This is a genomic window from Vreelandella neptunia, from assembly GCF_022489065.1.
Taxonomy (GTDB): domain Bacteria; phylum Pseudomonadota; class Gammaproteobacteria; order Pseudomonadales; family Halomonadaceae; genus Vreelandella; species Vreelandella neptunia_A.
On sequence record NZ_JAKVTW010000005.1, the window covers coordinates 65,506 to 88,041 of the forward strand.

The window sequence follows — 22,536 nt, forward strand, 5'->3', positions numbered from 1 at the left end:
ACTACTCGCCGTCGGTTAAGCGGGTATAGGTTTCCGGGCGGCGGTCACGGAAGAACTGCCAGTTGTTGCGTACCTCGCGCACCATATCCAAATCGATCTCATGCACCAGCAGCTCGTCTTCGGTTGCGCTTGCCTGGGCTTCGATTTTGCCGCGCGGGTTAACGATGTAACTGGAGCCGTAGAAATCGCCGATATTCCATGGTGCCTCGGTGCCCACCCGGTTGATGGCGGCGATAAAGCAGCCATTGGCGGCGGCCGAGGCGGGCTGTTCCAGTTCCCAAAGGTATTGGGAAAGCCCGGCCACGGTGGCAGAGGGGTTGAAAATCACCTCGGCACCGTTGAGTGCTAGAGCACGCCAGCCTTCGGGGAAGTGGCGGTCGTAGCAGATATACACGCCAATTTTGCCGTAAGCAGTATCGAATACCGGCCAGTTGGAGTTGCCCGGTTTGAAGAAGAATTTCTCCCAGAAACCAGCCACTTGAGGAATATGGGTTTTGTGGTATTTACCCAGGTAGCTGCCGTCAGCGTCGAATACGGCCGCCGTGTTGTAGTAAACGCCGGTCTCGGTCTCTTCATACACCGGTACGATAATGACCATGCGATGCTCAGCGGCGAGCTTTTGCATCATCTGGCAGGTGGGTCCTTCCGGCACGCGCTCGGCGGCGGCGTACCATTTGCCATCCTGGCTGGGGCAAAAATAGGGCTGGTTAAACACTTCTTGAAAACAGAGAACCTGCACGCCTTGGTCGGCTGCTTGCTGAATCATCGGCAGGTGTGCCTCGTTCATGGCATCGCGGATGGCTTCAGGTTCTAAATCAGTGCTGGTTTTCAGGCCCATTTGAATCAGCCCGATTTTCGTCTTCTGCATGGGACGCCCCTCTAATTGTTGGTGTAAAGCGAAGAGTTATTAGATGTTGAGAATTAGTCTTAAAAAACTGACAGATAAGACAGCTTTTGTTGAAAGTATCGCTGTGTTGATGGTTTTAGCAAGTTTATAGTGGTGGAGAGTAATAGCGGTTTTAACTCTTTGAGTTTGTTTGTTTTTATTATTAATCTACTGAATCTTCCCTTTTTTGGTGAACACATGCACCGTTTTGGTAAATATTTTTAGTTGTTTTTAATCAGTAGCTTGTTGTTATTTTGTCGCATGTTTTTAGCGTTGCGTTGTTTTAAATTGGTGCAAATATTTTTTTTGGCCTAGCTTTGTTTAGTGAGTTTTGGATTGGGAAAGCCAATATTTAAAGGTAACAAGCTAACAATAATATTGTTGTCTTGTAAGGCAGCTTTTTAATCAATGAGTTAAATGTATTATTCAATTGAATAGGCATGCTTATTGCTTAGGTGTTTAAGGACTGTACTTAAGAGCTCCACTACCGGGCAGGTTCGAATAAAAGTGTGGCTGGGCAACGCATTGCTGAGGAGACTTAATATGACGGGAACGACCTCTCAAATGGTAGATCGAGGCGGACTGATAGAGCTTGATGTAGGGGACGATGTACGCAGTAGTTCACGATTTAATGAGGATATCGCGCCTACCCAGGCCAGCGAGCGCACCTGGAGTAAGTGGAATATTGCGGCGCTGTGGGTTGGCATGTCGATCTGTGTACCCACTTATACCCTGGGCGGGGTGTTAACCGCTTACTTCGGTTTAAGCGTGGGTGAAGCGCTGTTTGCCATTCTTTTGGCTAACATTATCGTACTGATTCCATTGACTCTGAATGCTTTCCCTGGTACTAAATTTGGTATCCCATTTCCTGTTGTTTTACGCTCCTCATTCGGTATTTTAGGCTCCAACGTTCCCTGCTTGGTGCGTGCATTGGTAGGTTGCGGCTGGTTTGGTATTCAAACCATGTTTGGTGGTTTGGCTATTCACCTGCTGTTGTCTGAGCTGATTCCTGCCTGGGCTGCGCTGGGTGGTATTGGCGAGGTCATCGGCTTTTTTGTCTTCGGCGCGATGAATCTATACGTGGTGATTCGCGGTGCAGAGTCGATTAAATGGTTGGAAACTTTGGCGGCGCCACTGCTGCTGGCCGTTGGTATCGGGCTGATGGTGTGGGCGTGGCCGAATATGTCGATGACCGAGCTTCTCGCTCAGCCGCCATCGCGCCCTGAAGGGGCATCTGTTTATGGCTACTTCTTTGCGGGCTTAACCGCCATGGTCGGGTTTTGGGCCACGCTATCGCTTAACATTCCTGATTTCAGCCGTTTTGCGAAAAGCCAAAAAGATCAAATAGCCGGCCAAATCATCGGGCTACCGCTGACAATGTTCTTCTTTGCCGCTCTCGGCGTAGTGTTAACGGCAGCCTCTGAGACACTGGTGGGTCAAACCGTTGCAGACCCTGTGCGGTTGATTGGCTACATCGACAGTCCTTTCTGGGTAGTGATGGCAATGTTGTTGATCATCATTGCCACAATCTCAACCAACACCGCGTCGAATATTGTTTCGCCGACCAACGACTTCCAGAACATTGCCCCTAAATTGATTAACCAGACCCGCGGTGTGCTGATGACCGGTGCGGTGGGTGTACTGCTTATGGGCTATGATCTGCTACAAAAAGCAGGTGTGATTCCTCCCGGCGTATCACTTGAACAGATGTACTCCAACTGGCTGTTGGGCTATTCCAGCCTGCTGGGGCCGATTGCCGGTATTATGGCAGTGGACTACTTCTTGATTAAAAAGCAGCGTTTGGATGTGCCCAGCCTGTATATGGACAGCCACGCTTATCCTGCGGTGAATATTGCCGGTTTCATTGCCTTTGGCGTACCAGTGCTGCTGACATTGATTTCGCTGGTCACAGGCACGATGAACTGGTTCTACGACTACGGCTGGTTTACTGGCTCTGCGCTGGGGGCAATTGTTTATTTTGTCGCAAGCCAAGTACTGGCGTCATCCCCACAGGCTGGCCCTGCGCCAATCATGGCCAGTGAGGCAACCGAGCCGCGTTAAAAAATGATGTTCGTTTTAAACCCGGCTTCGTGCCGGGTTTTTACGTTAATTACTTTTGATCAAACGTAGGAAAGCATCAACGACGCGGTTGGGTCGGCGGTCGTGGCGGGTAATCAGTACAAACGGAATGCGATAGTGCTGAGTAGTGGCATGCAGTGCTCGCATCTTGCCCGCCGCCACCCACTGGGCGGCTACGTGTTCAGGTAAAAAGCCGATAAACCGCCCGGTAAGAATTAAAAAGGCCGCACCTTCGCGATCTGATGCCGACGCACGTAGGCTAAGTGAATCGTGGGCTTGGCGCGCTTCAATAGGCAGCGGGTAGCGGGGTGAAATAGCTGGATAGCGGGCGATGTCAGCAAAATTGTTCGTATCATCGTGCTCAACAAACAGCGGATGGCCTGCTGCACAGTAAAGATACGAAGGCTCATCATAAAGGTGGCGGGTTTCTAAACTGGTCGGCAGGTTCACTGCGGGTACTACGCCGACATGCAGGTGGCCGTCCATTACGCCTCGAATGACGGCATCGGAAGGCTCCATATGGATATGCAGCATTACCTCATGCTCTGGCGCGCTAAGCTCAGCCAGCGCGTTGGTAACGTGCATGGCGGGTAGGGTCACCAGGTTGTCGGTAATGCCAATATTCAGCTCACCTTTAATCGTCTGGTGCAGAGCATTTACATCACTTTTGAAGGTTTCAAGCGCAGTAAGCAACGTTAGTCCCGCCTGATAAATCTCTTTACCTTCCTCTGTTAAGCTAAACCCGCCGCGTCCTCGTTGGCAGAGTGAAAAGCCCAGCCTCCCTTCTAGGTCATTCATGTGCTGGCTAATCGCAGAGCGACTGATGCCAAGGGTCGTTTCCGCCGCTGTAAAGCCGCCGCATTCGACGACCGTTTTAAAAATACGGATGAGACGTATCTCGTAATCGCTCATTTGGCCCAGCGATGCCATAACAATTCCTTGGTACGTAGACAATCAGTGTATAACGTCACGCTTTTTAACGTATTACCTGCAATAAAAACTGATATACAACATAAGAGCACCACGTCACTATCAAGGTAAGCCACCTTTCAGCGGATGTGGTGTATCGTTTCTCGTTATTTTTACACTGTATCAGGTGTCCTAAAGGGATACCTGGATAAGGCCTCTGCGCGATGTCCGTTATTTCCATTGATGAAAATGATGATGTTCTAAAAGCGACAGACTCATACCGCCAACAGCGACGAAATGTGGTGGCGCTATATCTGCTGGCGCTTCTCGTTATGACAGTGCTTTTTGGTTGGTTGCTGCATGAGCAGTATCAGCAAGAAATTGAGGCCGCTGAATCGCGTATCACCGCGCGGGCCAATGTCGTGACCGAGTGGGCAAAAGGGGTCTTTGCGCAAAGTGGACAGGCTCTTTTTGGGCTGACCGAAATACTGGCGACACAAGAAATACCTGATAGCGACAATACTCAGCTGTTACAGCGCTCGCTAGAAAACCTAACCTCATATTTGCCTATGATCGATGAGGTAGGCGTATTTGATTCAGAAGGACGCTTGCTAGCGAGTAGCAGAGCAGGTAGGGATGCCGATATTGATATCAGCGAAACGCGATTTTTTAAAGTATTTCAGCATAGCCAGCAGCGAGAGCTGATTACGCCGCTCTACTGGTCAAAAAGTGATCAGCGCTACTACTTGTACCATGGCCGACGCGTTGATACGCCTACCGGTGATTTCGCTGGTGTGGCGGTCTCCAATATTGTTCCGGAAGTCTTTTCTGAATCGCTTGAGCAAATGAGTGTTTTTGACGGAGAAAGCATTTCTCTGGTCGACTCCGGTTTAAAGTTTATCGCTCGCTACCCAATACCCGGCGATCAATTTCCGGTTGGCAAGCAAATTGAAAGCTCTGAAACAGCCCAGCGGCTAGTGAGTGGCGATGCTACCTTCTCGTTAAGCGCTAAGTCACCTATTGATGGTCGTGAGCGGCTATTCCGTATCCAGTGGGTAGGTGAGTATCCAATGCTAGCTGTGGTGGGGATTGATTTGCACGAGCTACTGAAGGCTTGGCGCCAGCGCGCCTTGATTTTAAGCCTGGTGATGCTCGTCATTGCGCTACTTGGCGCTTGGGGAGCGCGTCATTACCTGAGCCGTTTAGCGTTGACATATCAACTGCGCCAGCGAATTGAAGAGCGTGAGCAGGCGCGCGCTGAAGCACAAATTGCCGCAGCGGCCTTCCAAACGCATTTAGGAATTTTAATCACTGATGCACGAGGCTGTATTCTCAAAGTTAATGAGACGTTTACGCGCATTACTGGCTATAGCGAAGCGGAGATAGTCGGTAAAAATCCGCGTATGTTCAGCACTGGTTTACAAAACGCAGCCTTTTATCGTCGGCTATGGAAGGGCGTTATCAAGGCCGGTAATTGGGAAGGTGAAATATGGAGCCAGCGCAAAAATGGCGAGCTGTTTCCTGAGTGGCTGACCATTAGTGCTGTGTACAGTGTAGAGGGAACGCTGACCCACTACGTAGCGACTATGAGCGATATCAGTGAGCGCAAAGCTGCTGAGCAGGAGATTCATCAACTGGCCTTTTATGATCCGCTAACAGGACTCGCGAACCGACGGCTGTTTATGGATCGCATGGGCACTGCTCTCAAAGAGCTTCATCGTCATCAGCGTTGTGGAGCACTGTTATTTGTTGATATTGATAACTTCAAACAAATTAATGACACCCTAGGACATTATGCGGGAGACCAGTTATTACAAGGAATAGCGCGGCGTATGGGTCAAATGCTGCGTGATACGGATACGTTAGCGAGATTGGGGGGGGATGAGTTCGCTGTTTTAATTGAAGGCATTGATGGTAGTTCCGCGCAAACCACTCAGCTTGCTGAACGTATAGCGAATAAATTACTGGCGATACTCAGTGAGCCAATTGAACTAGCCGAGGAGAGTATTACGATTACCGGCTGTATTGGTATTACATTGATGTCGAGTGGCGAACACAACGTTGATGATTATTTACAACAAGTGGATATGGCGCTCTTCCAAGCTAAAAATAGTGGCCGCCATACGGTGTGCTTTTTTGATCCCGCTATGCAGGCAGCGTTACTAGCCCACGTAAGGCTAGAGGCAGATTTGCATCTTGCATTGGCCAACCAGCAGTGGCAACTCTATTACCAGCCTCAAGTTAATCACCACGGCACGATTACAGGCGTGGAAGTGCTGCTGCGCTGGCAGCATCCTGAGCGCGGTCTGGTGTCGCCAGGCGAGTTTATTCCGCTGCTGGAAAGTACTGGGCTGATCAACGATGTTGGCGAATGGGTATTGGAAGATGCCTGTAAGCAGTTAGTCCGCTGGAGCGAGCATCCTAGGCTTTGTGAGTTGACGATATCCGTTAATATTAGCCCATTGCAGTTTCGCGATGATCACTTTTTGCGCCGTGTAAACGATGTGTTTGAACGTACCCGGGCGCCGCTTCATCGTTTAAAACTGGAAGTGACTGAGTCGCTTTTTTTGGAAGCACGAGACGATGCTCGCGATAAAATGCTTGCCTTAAAGGCACAAGGAGTGCGCTTCTCGTTGGACGATTTTGGCACTGGCTACTCTTCACTGGCATATTTGGCTCAACTGCCGCTTGATCAGTTAAAAATTGATCAATCCTTTGTTCAGCAGGTGCTTGAAAGTGAGGCCAACGCGGCGATTGTGGAGAGTACGATTGTCTTGGCGGAGAGTCTTAGCCTGGAAGTCATCGCCGAAGGTGTAGAAACCGAAGCACAGCAGTCATGGCTACTAGACCACGACTGCCAAGCTTATCAAGGTTATCTATTTGGTCGCCCAGTAGAGGCTAAAGCGTTTGAGGCGATGATGTTGGCTTAGTTAGTTAATTCGCAGGGGGTTAGGCTCGCTTCGAGCCCGCTGCAGAGCGTGGTCAGTGTTTCGGGGACAATGACTTCTAAACGCGAGTCCTGACGCCAAGCGCTGCTTTCAACGCTGAGCGTGCCATCGGCGCGGTTAAGGCGCTTCCAGCCACTGTTAGTATGAAACACTCCTTTAATCCGCGCTTCGCGAGGCAGTTCTCCCAAGATTGCGGCGAGCCGATCCAGGTCGAAGCGCTCGCTTGGATGCCAACGCAGCCCTTTGCTGGTGTAACCCAGCGAAGTGCCGGTTTCACGCTGGGGCTTACCGGGCGGGGGCGGAAAATCAAAAAATGACCCTGCTAAACTGGGCGTTGCAGCCAGCTGTAGATGGCTGGCAGGCACGCTGATATCGCTTGCTTCGGCGGTTCCGCTGCGTACCAGCAGCGCTATGGGTAGCTCGCCATGTACGGCTTCATGTAACCATTTACGCGGTGGCCAGCGCTGCGCCACAAAGGCGTGCGCAGCGTTAAGCTGTGCTGGCGTGCTCTGGTCGAGCATAGTGAGGGCAACGGCGTCGGCCATATCGAGCTGGTCTCGAAAGGTGTCGTGTTGGCGCGCCCGGGTGTCATCTAATCGTCTGGGGTCGAGGGTGGCAATAATATCGCGCACCTCAACTACTTCATGGAAAGCTTCGCCACGCAGTAGATCCAGCAGGCCTGCCGGGTGGCCAAGGCCGGAGGGTTCGATGATGACCCGGTCAGGCTTGCTGCGGGCCAGCAGGTTTACTAACGCCGCTTGCAGCACAAAGGCGAGCTGGCAACACAGGCAGCCGCCTGGAAGGCCCTTGATAACCACATCATCGCGTGCGTCAAACATGGCTTGGTCGATACCGATTTGACCAAACTCGTTCACCAGAATGGCCCACTTTTCATCCACAGGCTTCTGCGCAATGAGGCTGTGGATAAGCGTGGTTTTGCCGCTACCAAGAAAACCGGTAACGATATGTACCGGTACTTTAAATGTTGCTGCGCCTGCTGACACTGCCAACGACTACCCCCCCGTCATATTCATAAAGCGTACGACCTGCACATCGCCATCGGTGGTGAAGTGGTGGCGCTCCGGCTTGAGCGGCAGGGCGTTGATAATGGCCTCTTTCAGCGCCTGCATATTGCCGGGGTGACGGCGCAGTACGGCGCGCAAATCCACCGAGTGCTCGTTGCCTAAGCAGAGCAGCAAACGGCCTTCCACGGTCACTCGAACCCGGTTGCAGGTGTCGCAAAAGTTATGACTATGGGGCGAGATAAACCCAACCCGGCTGTCGCTATCGGCCATTTTGAAGTAACGCGAGGGGCCTGGTGTGGTTTCGGTCGTGGGGATCAACGGGTAGCGGGACTCAATCAGCGTCTGTACGTCATCGCTGGAATAAAAGGTTTCCGCCCGTGAGTGGTCGGAGACATCGCCCAGCGGCATCTCTTCGATAAAACTAATGTCGAGGTTTTCCTGGCGGGCAAAGGTGACAAGGTCGATGACTTCGTCGTCATTGCGGCCCTTCAAAATCACCGCGTTGAGCTTAATACGCTTAAAGCCCGCTTCCTGGGCGGCATGAATGCCGTCGATGACTTTGGCCAAATCCCCGGTGCGGGTGAGCTGCTTAAAGCGCTCCGCATCCAGTGAATCCAGGCTAATATTCAGCCTGCGCAAACCGCTGGCGTAAAGCTGCTTGGCGTGCTTGCGCAGGCTGGCACCATTGGTGGTCATGGTGAAGTCATTAAGGCCTGGCATGGCGCCGATCTCATCGACCAGTTGCTCAATGCCACGGCGCACCAGCGGTTCGCCCCCGGTCAGGCGAATCTTCTCAACCCCCAGTTCGGTGAAGGCGCGGGCGACCATGGCAATCTCTTCCAGCGTGAGTACCTGAGCACGGGGCAAAAACGTCATCTCCTCGCTCATGCAGTACACACAGCGGAAATCGCAGCGATCGGTAACGGAGATGCGCACGTAGCTAATACGTCGACCAAAGTCGTCGATCAGTTGCTGGTTAGCCAGCGACTGAGACTGTTGTTGCACGGTTCGTTGCTCGCTCATAACCATCCCGTTAGTGGTTGTATGCTGACTACCTCGCCTGGTTGGGCGCCGTCTTGGTCATCGGCAAGCTCAATCAAGCAGTTAGCAGCCACCATCGAGGTTAAAATACCCGACCCCTGGGCGCCAGTGCTCCGCACGTGTAACTGCCCACGTTCATCAGTATGGTAAATACCGCGAATAAAATCAGTACGCTTAAGGCGGCTTTTTAATACGTCAGCGGCAATCGCATGGCGGCGGAGCGGTGGCGCAACCGGCCGCCCATGAAGCCGATCCAGTAGCGGCGTGACAAACTGTAGAAAGGTTACCATGACCGCCACTGGATTGCCGGGCAAGCCAACAAACGGCGTGCGATTTTCACCCAGCCAGCCGCAGGCCATGGGACGGCCAGGTCGCAGTGCTACCCGCCAGAAGGCTAGGCGACCTAACTGTTCCAGTGCCTCGCGGGTAAAGTCAGCCTGGCCGACGGAAACGCCGCCGCTAGTGATCACCAAGTCGCTCTGCTCTTCAGCGTCTTCAAGGGCCGTTTTAATGGCGTTTAAATCGTCTGGCAGAATTCCCAGATCAATAATGTCGGCGCCGTGTTCGCCCAGCAAGCCCATCAGGGTGAAGCGATTGGCGTCATAAATACCTGCCTTGGGCAGCGGTTCCCCAGGCGCCGTGACTTCATTGCCGGTGGAAAAAATCGCTACTCTGGGGCGCCGGCAGACCGCTACCTCCGCATAACCCAATGATGCCAATAGCCCTAACGAGGCAGCATCGAGCCGTGCTCCTTCAGGCAGTGCTGTGTCACCCATGGCAATATCTTCACCGGCCTGGCGAACATGTTGGCCGTGTTTGAGAAGCTCTGGCGTCTCAATGATCACATGGGCAGGCTTGTCATCTAACGGTTCGCGCAACTGTTCACTCATCACCACGGTATCGGTGCCCGGCGGCAATGGGGCGCCAGTGGTGATGCGCACGCAGTGTCCAGCCGGGACTAATTCACTGCGATACTGCCCTGCCAGGACCTCACCGGCCAGTGGCCAAAGTTTTTGCTTGGCCCCAATACCTTCTTTAGCCAAGGCTAGCGCCACGCCGTCCATGGCCGCATTGGTATGTTGCGGTACGTTAATGGAGGCCTGAACGGCTTGGGCCAAACGTCGGCCATAGGCCTGCGCCAGGGGAATCTTTTCGTTGCCCAGCGGGCGTTCGATCAAAGTGGCGAGTGCTTGGCGCGCTTCATCGACGCTGAGCATCTGCTCGCCAAGATCAAAGCAGGAGAGGGTCATTTCACCTCCTTGCTCGAAGAATTCATTAGTACTTTTTCCAGGTGCAGCTTCTCTTCCTCAGTATTAAGGTTAGCAAACGCATCAGGGCAGTCCGACATATCAACCTTGCACCAGGCATGGCGTGCGTACCAGCGGTCAATTTTACGCTCGCCTTCGGCAAGAGTGGCGGCCAAATCATCCGCTAGCGATGTACGCAGGAGGGCAACGACCGGGTGCAGCCGATCACCGTCATAGGCTACGGCGATATCATGGTGGCCTATACCGTTGACCATGCGTGCCACTAAGTCGTCAGGCAGAGCGGGGGAGTCGCAGGGAGCGACCAGCAACCACGGCGTTTTTGCTGCCCGTAGGCCGCTATAGATCCCCATCAGCGGGCCTTTAAAGCCGCCTTCGGCACCGTCCATTACAAGATCCGCTATGACACGATCGGCGAAAAAACGGTAGGCATCAGCATTGCGATTGGCGTTAATCAGCAGCTCGGCGACTTGCCCTTCTAAACGTTTCACCACATGGGCAACGAGTGGTAAACCTGCGAATGGCTCGAGCCCTTTGTCGCGGCCTCCCATTCGACGCCCTTCGCCTCCGGCGAGAATCATGCCGGTGAGTTCTTGAGTGGGTATCATGAGCTTGCCTCTTTGGATGAGCGGGCGTGGGAAGGGCGCGGCGGAATAGCATCTAGGGTTAAGCGGTTCTGGGCATTAATGGCCTGGAAATGGCGGCCCTTGGCGCGGGCGATCAGCATCACGCCAAAGCGTTCGGCTAGCTCAACGCCTTTTTGGGTAACGCCCGACCGTGATACCAATACGCTAATACCCATTTGCGCCACTTTCAGCACCATTTCAGAGGTAAGCCGCCCAGTGGTGTAGAAAATATCGGCACTGTCGCTGTCGGCTTGTTGCAGCCATTGTCGTCCTGCCAGTGTGTCCACCGCGTTATGTCGCCCTACATCCTCGACAAAATCGAGTACCGCCGTTTGGCAGCAAAGTGCACAACCGTGAACAGCGCCCGCGCTACGATAAGTCTCGTTGTAGGCGTTGAGGTTTTGCAGCAGTTGATAGAGCGATGATTGTGCCAGCTGGGTATCGGGTAGCGCTGTAAGTGCGGTTTGATCCAACAACTTTCCGAATACCGTGCCCTGACCGCACCCGGTGGTCACCGTGCGAGTGCTTAAGCGCATTTCTAGGTCGTCGGGTAGATGGCGCGTAATCACCACTGCGGCTTCCACATCCCAATCGACTTGCACGGCTTCTAGATCAGAGGCGGCATTGAGTAGCCCTTGGTTGCGCAGATAACCAACGACTAACGCTTCAGGGTCGTCCCCTAGCGTCATCAAAGTGACTATCTCACGCTTATTGAGATAGACGGTTAGCGCCCGTTCAGCGGCGATCGCTTGCTGTCGCGTATCGCCATACTCATCAACGATACTGATCTCGGTGGTAGGCGGTAAGCGGGCTCGGCTTAACTGAAGGGCGGGCATCCATGAACCTCACTAAATAGTTCTCGCAAAACGACAGGGTTGACGATGATGGCGCTGGGGATGCTTACTTGTCTACCCATTCAAGCGCTATCCTTAAGTACCGTTCTTTCAAATGTCATCCATTTAAGGTTCAGGGTTGATAAATATATGAGTGAAAACCTACGCCCAATCAGTATTACCTTGGTGGCCGAGCCCAAACAGGTTAAGCGTTTTACGCTGACGCAGTGGCGTATTGCCGAGCTAACGCTTGGCGATCATGGTGACAATGTTCTTAACCTTCAGCTGTCGATGACCGAACGTGCCGCTTACCGTTTTAATTTGACGTCGGCTACCCCACGCCTCTTTGTGCGGGCGGGTTTTACCGGGCAAGCCCCCAAGCCGGATGCGATCACCGCCAGCCAAGATGTGGCGGCTGGGTGGATGGATGGCGAACAGCAAGTGCTGGAAGCGCCGATGCCGATGGCTATTCAAGTATGGATTGAAAGCTATTTAGCTCGCCACGGTGAAGCGCCGGTAGAAATGCGCAAGAAAAAACGTAAAGGAGCCGGTCGCGCTAAAGACACGCCTAGCAAGGAGCAGCCGCAATGAGCCGCTTAGAGCGTTGGTCGCGACTAAAGCGCAATGTGCCAAATGAAGAGGACGCCTCGGCGAGCTCTTTACCAACGGACTCTTCACCCATCGATGAGGCGTCCGCTGATCAGGATGCAGCGCTTCATAGTGATACCGATCCGCTGCACGCTGAGAGTGACCAATCTTCGGCAACGCCAGCCCAGGAGCCCGAGCCCGGCAGCCTTGACCATACCTTGCCAGACCCTGAGACGCTGGAGGCGGGCAGTGACTTTAGTGCTTACATGGTGCCAGGGGTCAGCGGCCCTTTGCGGCGGCAGGCGTTGAAGCGGCTGTGGGCCACCGGCAACTACAACGTCCGGGATGGCCTTGATGACTACGATGCTGACTACAACAAACTGTTGAAGCCCATGACGTCAGAGCTCGCTGGTAAGCTGCGCCGCTGGACGCATAAGGTGGAAGAGGTGGTCGATAAGCATTTAGATGACAGCCAAACCGAGCCGCAAAAAGAGGTGGCCGCCGACGAAGACTCAAATGAGCGTGCAGAGGCGTCTGTAAGCGAAAAAGGTGCTGGGCAGAAGAAGGCATTAGAGCAAGAATTCTCCACGCCTTGCACAGCGGATGACAACGTTGTAAAAAAGTGCTCCACTAGACGACCAGTCTGATTTTTTATCTGACACTCAGACGAAAACATGATGTCACTGTTTAGACTTTAATAATCAATATGTTGAATATGCTTTAAACGGTCAGCGTTGGCAGCGTTGATGGTAATTAGGTTGGCAAAATAGCGTATTACACATAGTCTGAACTTAGCTTCAACGCATTGTTATGCCACAATAGTTAATAATTATTACTCAAAATTATAATAAGAATTATTCACTGACCGTGAGAACGCATGAACCAACGAATCCAACTGGCGTCGGTAGACGACCAGCGCAATGCCGAGGCTCGAGAAACGGTACGTCGACGTATCTCGTGGCCCGCTAATTTAACGCCTGCCAATGTGACTTATCACAGCCGTGGTCATGCGCTGTTAATAGGTACCAAAGCTGACGTTCACCCAGCCGCTCGCGCGCTTCAAGGACGCGGTTTGGCATCCCTTACGCTACTGATTGCTGAGCCTGGAGCAGATAGTCTAGGCAGCGATACAGCCGCTCCACTGGGTGCCAATGAGCCGTTGGTTAGCCAAACGCTAACGAGCGAGCAGCTCAGCAAGCTACGCATCAACGGCTATCTGGGCGCCTTTAGCGTTAAGCTTGATGACGGTGATGTGCCGTTGGATATTGCCCGTGCACTGATTGAGCGCGATAGCTTTGACCTTATCCTTGACCTTGCCGCGACGACCCACGCACAGCGCTGGGAACTGCCACCGCCAGGCTATGTGGTGATGCAGTGGCGGGACGCTGATCAGCGCAGCGAAACGCTCGATAACTTTGCAGGGCTGATAGGCGAATTCGACAAGCCGCGCTATTTTCAGGTCAATAGCGATCTGTGTGCACACTCCACCAGCGGTAATGTTGGCTGTACCCGCTGCCTGGATGTATGCCCGGCGGATGCCATCTCCAGTGTGAAAGGGCGGATTGAGTCTCATATTGAGATTGACCCTTACCTCTGTCATGGCGTTGGGAGTTGCACCAGCGCCTGCCCCACCGGGGCAATTGAATTTCGCTTGCCGGAAACACGCCGTCAGCAGGACACTCTCTCTGCTTGGCTCGGGTCTTACCGTGAAGCCGGTGGCCAAGTGCCGGTGTTGCGCTTTATTACTCACGATTCTCAAGATGCTGAGCGTGCTGCTGGTGCAGCGCCTGCTGGCCACGTGATTGATGCTCCCTTAGAGGAACTGGGCGCGGCGGGCCACGACCAGTGGCTAACGGCCCTGGCGGCGGGCGCCGCCGAAGTGCGTATCCAGCTTCACCCCAATATGCCTGCCCGCTTGAGCGCCTTTTTGACCGATCAGGTCGCCCAGGCTCACGCGCTGTTAGAAGCCTTGGGCCATGATCGCGCTCGCGTAAAGCTGATTGAAATAGCCGATGAAGCCGCTCGGGATGCTTTGCCAGCGCTCACGCCTCTGACGCAGGCGCCGTTAAACCTGCCAGAGCCAGAAAAGCGCGCACGCCTGAACCGTGTGCTGGCGCGGCTGGCCGAACTGGGGGCTCCCAGCGGCGAACGCCAAGCGGTACCAAATGGGGCTGCTTACGGTGCGATTCAGGTCGATAGCGATGCCTGCACACTGTGCCACGCCTGCGTCAGCAACTGCCCAACACCAGCACTGAAGTCGGGTGGCAAAACGCCCGCGCTGAGCTTCCTCGAAGCCGACTGTGTGCAGTGCGGTTTGTGTGAGCAGGCCTGCCCGGAAAATGCCATTACCCTGATGCCCGGCTTTTTGGCCACGGAAGCGCGTGAAACGCGGCATATCTGTCACGAAGAGGCGGCTTTTGAATGCATTAACTGTGGCAAGCCGTTTGCCACAGTCAGCACGGTAGCTACTATTAAAGAGAAGCTGGTCAACCATCCCTACTTCGCGGGTGAGGCGATGATTCGTCTTGAAATGTGCGAAGACTGCCGTGTTAAAGACGTCTGGAAAACCATGATTCGCGATCCCGACGCGCAACTGAAGGTATAAGCCGATGACGGATGCACTGCCCACGCTGAAAGAAGCGGATGCACTACGCGCCGATATCTACAGGCTTTTTGCCACACTACTGCGCCAGGCACCCGATATCGACCTGCTGAATTGGTTGGCTGAGCTGGATATTGAACAAGATGGTAGCCGTTTAGCCGAGTGCTGGCAGGCTCTCGCGGAAGCCGCCGCCGGTACTGAAGCGAGCGTCGCGGATCCCGAGCGTCTCCAGCGCGCTCACTTTCGCCACTTGGTCGGCGTGATTCAAGGTGAGGTAGTGCCTTATGCCTCCTGGTACCGCAATGGCGAATTAATGGAAGCAGCGTTGGTGGCGCTGCGTCAAGACTTAAGAGCTCTCGGTTTTGAGCGCAGTGAGCATACCCATGATCCGGAAGATCACTTGGCTGCTCTATGTGAAGTCATGGCGATGCTGATTGACTCAGCCAGTCACGAACAGGCCTATTTCTTTAGCCAACATTTAGCGCCTTGGGCGGCCAGCTGTTTTGCCGATCTGGGGCAGGTAGACACCGCTTTCTATGCAGCGCTGGGGCAGTTGGGTAGCGCTTTTATGGAGAGTGAGGAGGCTCGCTTAAGCATAGATGTGGGCCACACACCGGTTCGTATTGTTGAGCATTAACCGGATATAAAAGGCCCATGGCCCAGCATAAAAAAAGCATGCAAGAGGAGAAACCCATGCACCAGTCACACAATTCTGAGCGCCGCCGGTTTATGAAAACCGTAGGGTTGGGAACCGCCGCTGCTGGCGCTGCTGCGGCAGTAGGTCATGTCACTTTGGTACAGGCTGACACTGCCCCGGCAAAAAACGAAAAACAAACGGTTAACTACCGTGAGACCGACCACGTCCGTGCTTACTACGCCTCGCTGCGTGACTGACGGCGGAATGCCAGGAGATTTGCCATGCGCTTAACTCGCAAAACAGACACCCCCAAGGCCTCCGGGCTGGGTATTTCCCGCCGCCAATTCCTCAAGCGCAGTGGTGCCGCCACCGGTGGTGTAGCCGCTGTTGGTTTCATGGGCGCGCCGATGATGAAGCGCTCGGAAGCAGCGGACAAAACACCCGTGCTGGACTCGCCGGTCGAAACCAAACGCACCATCTGCTCTCACTGTTCAGTGGGTTGTGGCGTTTATGCCGAAGTTCAAGAGGGTATTTGGACCAAGCAAGAACCGGCGTTTGATCACCCCATCAACCGCGGCGCACACTGCGCGAAAGGCGCTTCATTGCGCCAGCACGGTCACTCCACGCGACGTCTTAAGTATCCGATGAAGCTGGTGGCCGGCGAGTGGGAGCGCATGAGCTGGGATGACGCCATTAACGAAATTGGCGACAAGCTGCTCGAACTACGTGAAGAGCACGGCCCTGACAGCGTTTACTGGCTGGGCTCGGCGAAGTTCAGCAACGAGCAGGCGTATTTAATGCGCAAGCTTGCCTCGCTGTGGGGCACCAACAATACCGACCACCAGGCGCGTATCTGCCACTCCACCACCGTGGCAGGCGTAGCGAATACCTGGGGTTATGGAGCGATGACCAACTCGCTCAATGACATGCATAACAGCAAGGCGATTCTGTTCATAGGCTCTAACCCCAGTGAAGCCCACCCGGTAGCGATGCAACACATCTTGATCGCTAAAGAGCGCAATAATTGCGACATTATCGTTGCTGATCCGCGCTTTACCCGTACTGCTGCCAAAGCCAACAAATACGTGCGCCTGCGTCCCGGTTCGGACGTTGCCTATATTTGGGGCCTGTTGTGGCATATTTTTGAAAACGGCTGGGAAGATAACGAATATATCAACCAGCGCGTTTACGGCATGGATGAAGTGCGTGCCGAAGTCGCCAACTTCCCGCCCAGCGTCGTAGAAGAAGTCACCGGTGTATCTGAAGAGGATATGTACGATGTTGCCAAACGCCTCTCCGACAACCGTCCTGGTTGTGTCGTATGGTGTATGGGCGGTACGCAGCATACCACTGGCAACAACAATACCCGCGCTTACTGCATTCTAGAGCTGGCGCTAGGTAACATTGGCGTATCCGGCGGCGGTGCCAATATTCTCCGCGGCCACGATAACGTGCAGGGTGCGACCGACCTGGGGCTGGGCTCCGACTCTCTGCCGGGCTACTACGGCTTGGCGGAAGGCGCTTGGCAGCACTGGGCGCAGGTGTGGGATGTCGACTACGAGTGGATCAAAGGCCGCTTTGACGATACCGAATACGCCGATGGCCAGCCCATGTATACCAGCGGCATTACGGTTTCTCGCTGGGTAGATGGCGTATTGGAAGACGACGAGAATATCTCCCAGCGTACCGCGCTAAAAGCGATGTTCTACTGGGGCCACGCAGTCAACTCCCAGACCCGCGGCATTGAAATGCAAAAGGCGATGCAGAAGCTTGAGATGATGGTCATCGTTGACCCTTATCCCACCGTTGCCGCCGTTATGCACGACCGTACCGACGGCGTTTATCTACTGCCAGCGGCCACCCAGTTTGAAACCACCGGTAGTGTCACTGCGACGAATCGCTCGATTCAGTGGCGTGACCGAGTCATTGAGCCGCTGTTTGAATCCAAGCCAGACCACGAAATCATGTACCTGTTTGCCCGCAAGCTGGGAATTGGTAATGAGCTGGTGAAGAACTATCAGATGAACGGTGATGAGCCGTTCATCGACGATATTCTGCGCGAAATCAACCGCGGCATGTGGACGGTAGGTTACACCGGCCAAAGCCCTGAGCGTCTTAAAGCGCACCAGCAAAACTGGCATACCTTCAGTTTCGAGAACCTGCGTGCAGAGGGTGGCCCGGCAGACGGGGACTACTACGGCTTGCCGTGGCCATGCTGGGGTACCCCAGAGTTTGGACACCCAGGTTCGCCCAACCTTTACGACACCAGTATTCCAGTGATGGAAGGTGGTATGGGCTTCCGTGCGCGCTTTGGTATTGAGCGTGATGGCGTCAACCTGCTGGCGGAAGGTTCTGCTCCTGTCGGCGGCGATATCGACGACGGCTACCCTGAGTTCAACGACCAGCTGCTTAAAGATCTGGGTTGGTGGGACGACCTTACCGACGAAGAGAAGCAGGCGGCGGAAGGCAAGAACTGGAAAACCGACTTCTCCGGCGGTATTCAGCGTGTGGTTATCGAACATGGCTGTGCGCCTTACGGTAACGCCAAGGCACGCGCCGTGGTGTGGACCTTCCCGGACCAAGTGCCGAAGCACCGCGAGCCGCTTTACACCACGCGCCGTGATCTAGTTGAACGCTTCCCCACGTGGGACGACTTCGACTCCATCATGCGTCTACCGACCATGTACAAAACCATCCAGGATCGTGACAACACCGGGGATTACCCGATGATTCTCACCTCTGGGCGACTGGTTGAGTATGAAGGTGGTGGTGAAGAGACGCGCTCCATGTCATGGCTTGCCGAGCTTCAGCAGGAGATGTTTGTCGAGATCAACCCGGCGGATGCCAACGATCTCAGCATCAAAGATGGCGACGATGTCTGGGTTGAAGGGGCTGAAGGGGGCCGCGTGAAAGTTAAAGCGCTGGTCACGCCTCGCGTCGACCGTAACGTCGCGTTCATGCCATTCCACTTTGGCGGCATGTTCCAGGGCGAAAGCTTGCACGACCGTTATCCGGAGGGGACAGTTCCCTACGTCATCGGTGAGGCGGCTAACACCGCCACCACTTACGGCTATGACCCGGTGACACTGATGCAAGAGACCAAGTGCACCATTTGCCGCATTGAGCGCGCTTAAGCCCAGACCTGACAGCATGACGACGGTGCGGGAGCCATCCCGCACCGGCATGAGGAGAACACCATGGCTCAAATGAAATTTATGTGTGACGCCGAACGCTGCATTGAGTGCAACGGCTGCGTCACCGCCTGTAAAAATGCCAACGATGTCGAGTGGGGCATTCAGCGTCGCCGCGTGGTGACACTGAATGATGGCGAAGCGAATGAAATGTCCATTTCTGTCGCTTGTATGCATTGTGACGATGCGCCCTGCATGGCCGTTTGCCCGACTGACTGCTTCTACAAGACCGATGACGGCATCGTGCTGCACGATAAAGACCTCTGCATCGGCTGTGGCTACTGCCTCTACGCCTGCCCGTTTGGCGCTCCGCAGTTTCCCCAGCAGGATGCCTTTGGCGAGCGCGGCAAAATGGACAAATGTACATTCTGCGCGGGCGGCCCAGCCGAAAGCAAAGAAGAGGAGTACGAGAAGTACGGCTCTAACCGCATTGCCGAAGGCAAGCTGCCGCTATGTGCCGAAATGTGCTCTACCAAAGCGCTACTGGCCGGTGATGCACAAGACGTTGCCGACATCTTCCGTCAGCGGGTCGTACACCGCGGCCATAAAGATGGTGCCTGGTCCAATAACCCCCAGGCCAGTGCCGACAACCTAGCCTATGATGCTGCCCATAAAGGGTAAGGAGGCGTGTCATGAACCTGTTGACTGCACAGGCGCCCGGTAGGGTGCCGCGCTCAGGTAAAGGGCTCGCCCTGGGCATTTGGCGTTTTATGTTGGTGGCGCTTGTTCTGGCGCTAAGCATCGGTTTTACGCAAGTGGCGGTGGCCCAAGCGGATCCTGACCGCGAAATGACCACCGCTGCTCCTGGTATCACCGCCGAGCAGTGGCGCCAGGTGCGTAGTGGAGAAACTGGGCCTAATTACCGCGACTCGCGCTTTGATAGCAACTACAGCCTGATCAATTCAAGTGGTGAAACCTGGCGGGAGATTCGTAACCGCTGGGTCTCACCGTTTGGATTGATCGCGGTATTTGGCATGGCGGCGCTGATTGCTCTGTTCTACTTCATTGTAGGACGTAAAGAGCTTGAAGCGCCGCGCACGGGTCGCCTGCTCTTGCGCTGGACGCTAATGAAACGCGCACTGCACTGGACGGTCGCGACGCTGTTTATCATTCTGGCGCTGACCGGCATGACGCTGCTGTTCGGCAAGTTCGTGTTCCGCCCGCTATTTGGCGATGGGATTTGGGCATGGATGATTGCGGCCACGAAAGTGCTGCACAACTATCTGGGCCCGATATTCGGCATTCTGTTGGTGATACTGCTCGTCAGCTTGATCAAAGAGAATATTCCTAAAAAGCACGACTGGGTGTGGTTTAAGAAGGGCGGCGGCATGATCGGTAAAAAACATGTCGACGCGGGCTTTGCCAACGGCGGGGAGAAGGCCTGGTACTGGATATTGGCGACGGTCGGTATTCTTGTTATCGCTAGTGGCTTTGTGCTCGACTTCCCCAACTTCAACCAGAGCCGTGACACCATGCAGTGGGCTAACATTATCCACGCCGTGGGTGCGCTAGGCCTCACCGCTATTTCCTTAGGCCATATCTATATCGGCACGCTGGGTACTGAAGGCGCGCTAGAGGGTATGACCACGGGATACGTGGATGAAACCTGGGCCAAAGAGCACCACAACCTATGGTACGACGAGGTCAAAGACCAAACGCTATCGGAAGAAGAGGTGGCGGCGCGTAAGTCATCTGGCGGCAGCAGTGAACCGTCGGCAACGCGAACCAGTTGATACGTGCTTGATGGTAGCGAAGACACCGCCTTTTGGCGGTGTCTTTTGTTATGCTTCACCTTAGTTCTTAAATAGCCAAACGTCATTTTAGGAGAGCAACGGTTATGTCAGCATTTGATGAGTTAGACCCCGCTACGCGCACTGAGCTGGAAGCCGCCGCCTTTCGTCGCTTGCTTCAACATCTGGACGATAACAAGGATGTCCAGAATATCGATCTAATGATCCTGGCGGACTTTTGCCGCAACTGCTTATCCAAGTGGCTGGTGAGCGCCGCTGAAGCACGGGATGAAAGCCTCAACTACGATGAGGCCCGTGAGTATGTTTACGGCATGCCTTATAGCGAGTGGAAAGAGCTTTATCAACCGGAAGCCACGCCAGAGCAAATGGCGGCTTGGGAAGCACACCACGCGAAGAAGAAAGCAGCCAAACAGGGGTGACGTCAATGAGCGAGCCAATGGTGCCTCTCAACATAGCCGTACTGACGGTCTCTGACACGCGTAATGAAGAGACGGATCGCAGTGGCCAAGCCCTTGTGGAGCGCTTAACCAAGGGGGGCCACACGCTGGCTGAAAAGCGCATTGTACCTGATGACGTTTACCGCATTCGTGCGGTAGTAGCGAACTGGATAGCCGACTCAGCCGTGCAGGTGGTGATCACCACCGGCGGCACCGGCTTTACCGGCCGCGACTCTACGCCTGAAGCTATCTCTGTGCTGCTGGATAAGCATATCGAAGGCTTTGGTGAGCGCTTTCGCCAGCTAAGCGGTGATGAGATCGGCAGTTCCACTATTCAAAGCCGTTGCCTCGGCGGCCTATCCAACGCCACGGTGGTGTTCTGCCTGCCGGGCTCAACGGGCGCTTGCCGCACTGGCTGGGACGGCATTTTGGCTGAGCAGTTGGATAGCCGTCACAAACCCTGCAACTTCGCCAACCTGGTCATCCCAGGCCGGGGGCAACATGGCTGATTTACAGCCGATTTCAGCCGCACTTGAGGCGTTACTGGCAGACGTCAGCGCGCTAAGTGCCGAGAGCGTTTCACTGGAAGCCGCCGGTGGACGTGTGCTAGCCGAGGCAGTGACAGCGCAGCTGGATGTACCGCCGTTTGATAACAGCGCGATGGACGGCTACGCCTTGCGCGCCGCCGATGCAGGGCAGTGGCTGCCGGTGAGTCAACGCATTGCCGCCGGCACCCAGGCTAAACCGCTTGCCCCAGGCAGCTGCGCGCGTATTTTTACCGGCGGTGAGATTCCTTCCGGTGCCGAATGCGTGGTGATGCAAGAGCGCGTGGAGGTTGATGGTGAGCGTGCGCTGATACCGGCGGATATTCCAGCGGGTGATAATGTACGCCGCCAAGGGCGTGACGTGCGTCAGGGCAGCGTGCTATTAGAGGCCGGTGAGCGGCTCGAGGCGGCGGCACTGGGCCACTTGGCGGGGCAAGGGGTTACCCAAGTCAGCGTGCGTCGACGGCCCCGTGTGGCGCTGCTTTCGACCGGTGACGAGATCATCGACCCCGGCACGCCGCTTAAGCCGGGTCAGCTCTACAACTCCAATCGGCCAATGCTTAAACGGCTGCTGGAGAACTTTGGTGCCGAGGTGGTGAGTACCGTTAGCGTACCGGATGACTATGCTCGCACCGTGGCACTGTTAACGGCTGCCGCTGCTGAAGTAGATTTAGTGGTCACCACCGGCGGCGTGAGCGTGGGCGAAGAGGATCATGTTAAAGCAGCGCTGGAAGCGATTGGCCAACTCGATATGTGGAAGCTGGCGATTCGTCCGGGTAAGCCGCTAGCACTGGGTCGTTTGCCTCGCGATGATGGCAGCCAGGCTCGGTTTGTTGGCTTGCCGGGTAATCCCGTCTCTGGGTTTGTGGGCGCCTGGCTCTTTTTGCGGCCTCTACTGGGCGCGATGCTGGGCTGTCCTGCGCTTACAACGCTGCCGAACATTACCGCCAGCGCAGGATTTTCTACGACCACCGGCCCACGTGAACACTATATGCGTGTGACGCTGAAATTTACGCCCCGTGGCATAACTGCGACGGCCTTTGAAGATCAGAACTCCGGTGTGCTGTCATCGTGTATCAACGCGGATGCCTTCGCCGTGATACCCCCCAATAGCGACATAGCAGAAGGCGATTTGATTAGCTGCTTATGGCTGACGTTTTAACGCCAGCCGGT

20 protein-coding genes are annotated in these 22,536 nt (G+C 54.7%); 13 read left to right on the plus strand and 7 right to left on the minus strand.

Annotated features, from left to right (window positions below):
• Position 1: 1 nt before the first annotated feature.
• Positions 2 to 868, minus strand: coding sequence for a nitrilase-related carbon-nitrogen hydrolase (locus tag MLE19_RS09310; protein WP_240717904.1), 867 nt, complete (start codon positions 866 to 868; stop codon positions 2 to 4).
• A gap of 561 nt (positions 869 to 1,429) precedes the next feature.
• Here MLE19_RS09310 and MLE19_RS09315 point away from each other — a divergent pair.
• Positions 1,430 to 2,947: an NCS1 family nucleobase:cation symporter-1 gene (locus tag MLE19_RS09315; protein WP_240717905.1), complete on the plus strand. Its 1,518-nt coding sequence runs from the start codon at positions 1,430 to 1,432 to the stop codon at positions 2,945 to 2,947.
• 45 nt (positions 2,948 to 2,992) lie between these two features.
• Here MLE19_RS09315 and MLE19_RS09320 read toward each other — a convergent pair whose 3' ends face one another.
• Positions 2,993 to 3,895, minus strand: coding sequence for a LysR family transcriptional regulator (locus MLE19_RS09320; RefSeq protein ID WP_240717906.1), 903 nt, complete (start codon positions 3,893 to 3,895; stop codon positions 2,993 to 2,995).
• 203 nt (positions 3,896 to 4,098) lie between these two features.
• Here MLE19_RS09320 and MLE19_RS09325 point away from each other — a divergent pair, with 203 nt between their 5' ends.
• The gene (locus MLE19_RS09325) at positions 4,099 to 6,804 is read left to right on the plus strand and encodes a bifunctional diguanylate cyclase/phosphodiesterase (RefSeq protein ID WP_240717907.1); all 2,706 of its coding nucleotides are present in this window, start codon (positions 4,099 to 4,101) and stop codon (positions 6,802 to 6,804) included.
• On the opposite strand, the gene MLE19_RS09330 is transcribed toward MLE19_RS09325, so the two are convergent.
• Genes MLE19_RS09330 through MLE19_RS09350 form a run of 5 tightly spaced genes read right to left on the minus strand, consistent with a single transcriptional unit; the run spans position 6,801 to position 11,615 of the window.
• The gene (locus tag MLE19_RS09330) at positions 6,801 to 7,832 is read right to left on the minus strand and encodes a CobW family GTP-binding protein (RefSeq protein ID WP_276322403.1); all 1,032 of its coding nucleotides are present in this window, start codon (positions 7,830 to 7,832) and stop codon (positions 6,801 to 6,803) included. The genes MLE19_RS09325 and MLE19_RS09330 overlap by 4 nt on opposite strands.
• A 3-nt stretch (positions 7,833 to 7,835) precedes the next feature.
• Positions 7,836 to 8,870 carry a GTP 3',8-cyclase MoaA gene (gene moaA, locus MLE19_RS09335; RefSeq protein ID WP_425356805.1) on the minus strand — a complete coding sequence of 345 codons (1,035 nt, stop codon included), beginning with the start codon at positions 8,868 to 8,870 and terminating at the stop codon, positions 7,836 to 7,838.
• Positions 8,867 to 10,138 carry a gephyrin-like molybdotransferase Glp gene (gene glp, locus MLE19_RS09340; RefSeq protein ID WP_240717909.1) on the minus strand — a complete coding sequence of 424 codons (1,272 nt, stop codon included), beginning with the start codon at positions 10,136 to 10,138 and terminating at the stop codon, positions 8,867 to 8,869. Before glp (MLE19_RS09340) ends, moaA begins: the two co-directional genes overlap by 4 nt.
• On the minus strand, positions 10,135 to 10,761 hold the full coding sequence (gene mobA / locus MLE19_RS09345; RefSeq protein WP_240717910.1) for a molybdenum cofactor guanylyltransferase MobA: 627 nt from the start codon (positions 10,759 to 10,761) through the stop codon (positions 10,135 to 10,137). The genes glp (MLE19_RS09340) and mobA overlap by 4 nt, the downstream gene beginning before the upstream one ends.
• A complete protein-coding gene (locus MLE19_RS09350; protein WP_240717911.1) occupies positions 10,758 to 11,615 on the minus strand; it encodes a formate dehydrogenase accessory sulfurtransferase FdhD in 858 nt (285 codons plus the stop codon). Before MLE19_RS09350 ends, mobA begins: the two co-directional genes overlap by 4 nt.
• Before the next feature lie 147 nt (positions 11,616 to 11,762).
• Here MLE19_RS09350 and MLE19_RS09355 point away from each other — a divergent pair, with 147 nt between their 5' ends.
• The 11 genes from MLE19_RS09355 (at position 11,763) to glp (MLE19_RS09405) (ending at position 22,525) form a co-directional block, all read left to right on the plus strand.
• A complete protein-coding gene (locus tag MLE19_RS09355) occupies positions 11,763 to 12,203 on the plus strand; it encodes a DUF3305 domain-containing protein (protein WP_240717912.1) in 441 nt (146 codons plus the stop codon).
• Positions 12,200 to 12,847 carry a DUF3306 domain-containing protein gene (locus tag MLE19_RS09360; RefSeq protein WP_240717913.1) on the plus strand — a complete coding sequence of 216 codons (648 nt, stop codon included), beginning with the start codon at positions 12,200 to 12,202 and terminating at the stop codon, positions 12,845 to 12,847. Before MLE19_RS09355 ends, MLE19_RS09360 begins: the two co-directional genes overlap by 4 nt.
• A gap of 230 nt (positions 12,848 to 13,077) precedes the next feature.
• The gene (locus MLE19_RS09365) at positions 13,078 to 14,805 is read left to right on the plus strand and encodes a 4Fe-4S dicluster domain-containing protein (protein WP_240717914.1); all 1,728 of its coding nucleotides are present in this window, start codon (positions 13,078 to 13,080) and stop codon (positions 14,803 to 14,805) included.
• A gap of 4 nt (positions 14,806 to 14,809) precedes the next feature.
• On the plus strand, positions 14,810 to 15,439 hold the full coding sequence (locus MLE19_RS09370) for a TorD/DmsD family molecular chaperone (protein ID WP_240717915.1): 630 nt from the start codon (positions 14,810 to 14,812) through the stop codon (positions 15,437 to 15,439).
• 56 nt (positions 15,440 to 15,495) lie between these two features.
• Positions 15,496 to 15,696, plus strand: coding sequence for a twin-arginine translocation signal domain-containing protein (locus MLE19_RS09375; RefSeq protein ID WP_240717916.1), 201 nt, complete (start codon positions 15,496 to 15,498; stop codon positions 15,694 to 15,696).
• A gap of 24 nt (positions 15,697 to 15,720) precedes the next feature.
• Positions 15,721 to 18,573, plus strand: a complete 2,853-nt coding sequence (locus MLE19_RS09380) for a molybdopterin-dependent oxidoreductase (RefSeq protein WP_240717917.1) — start codon at positions 15,721 to 15,723, stop codon at positions 18,571 to 18,573.
• A 63-nt stretch (positions 18,574 to 18,636) separates the two neighbouring features.
• Complete coding sequence (gene fdh3B / locus MLE19_RS09385) at positions 18,637 to 19,251, plus strand: formate dehydrogenase FDH3 subunit beta (RefSeq protein ID WP_240717918.1); 615 nt, start codon at positions 18,637 to 18,639, stop codon at positions 19,249 to 19,251.
• Between the two features lie 11 nt (positions 19,252 to 19,262).
• Positions 19,263 to 20,363, plus strand: a complete 1,101-nt coding sequence (locus MLE19_RS09390) for a formate dehydrogenase subunit gamma (protein WP_240717919.1) — start codon at positions 19,263 to 19,265, stop codon at positions 20,361 to 20,363.
• Positions 20,364 to 20,467: 104 nt separating this feature from the next.
• Entirely contained in the window at positions 20,468 to 20,800 is a 333-nt protein-coding gene (locus MLE19_RS09395; protein ID WP_176303973.1) for a DUF1244 domain-containing protein, read from the plus strand.
• A 5-nt stretch (positions 20,801 to 20,805) separates the two neighbouring features.
• A complete protein-coding gene (gene moaB / locus MLE19_RS09400; protein WP_240717920.1) occupies positions 20,806 to 21,327 on the plus strand; it encodes a molybdenum cofactor biosynthesis protein B in 522 nt (173 codons plus the stop codon).
• Positions 21,320 to 22,525, plus strand: a complete 1,206-nt coding sequence (gene glp / locus MLE19_RS09405; protein ID WP_240717921.1) for a gephyrin-like molybdotransferase Glp — start codon at positions 21,320 to 21,322, stop codon at positions 22,523 to 22,525. The genes moaB and glp (MLE19_RS09405) overlap by 8 nt, the downstream gene beginning before the upstream one ends.
• Positions 22,526 to 22,536: the final 11 nt, after the last annotated feature.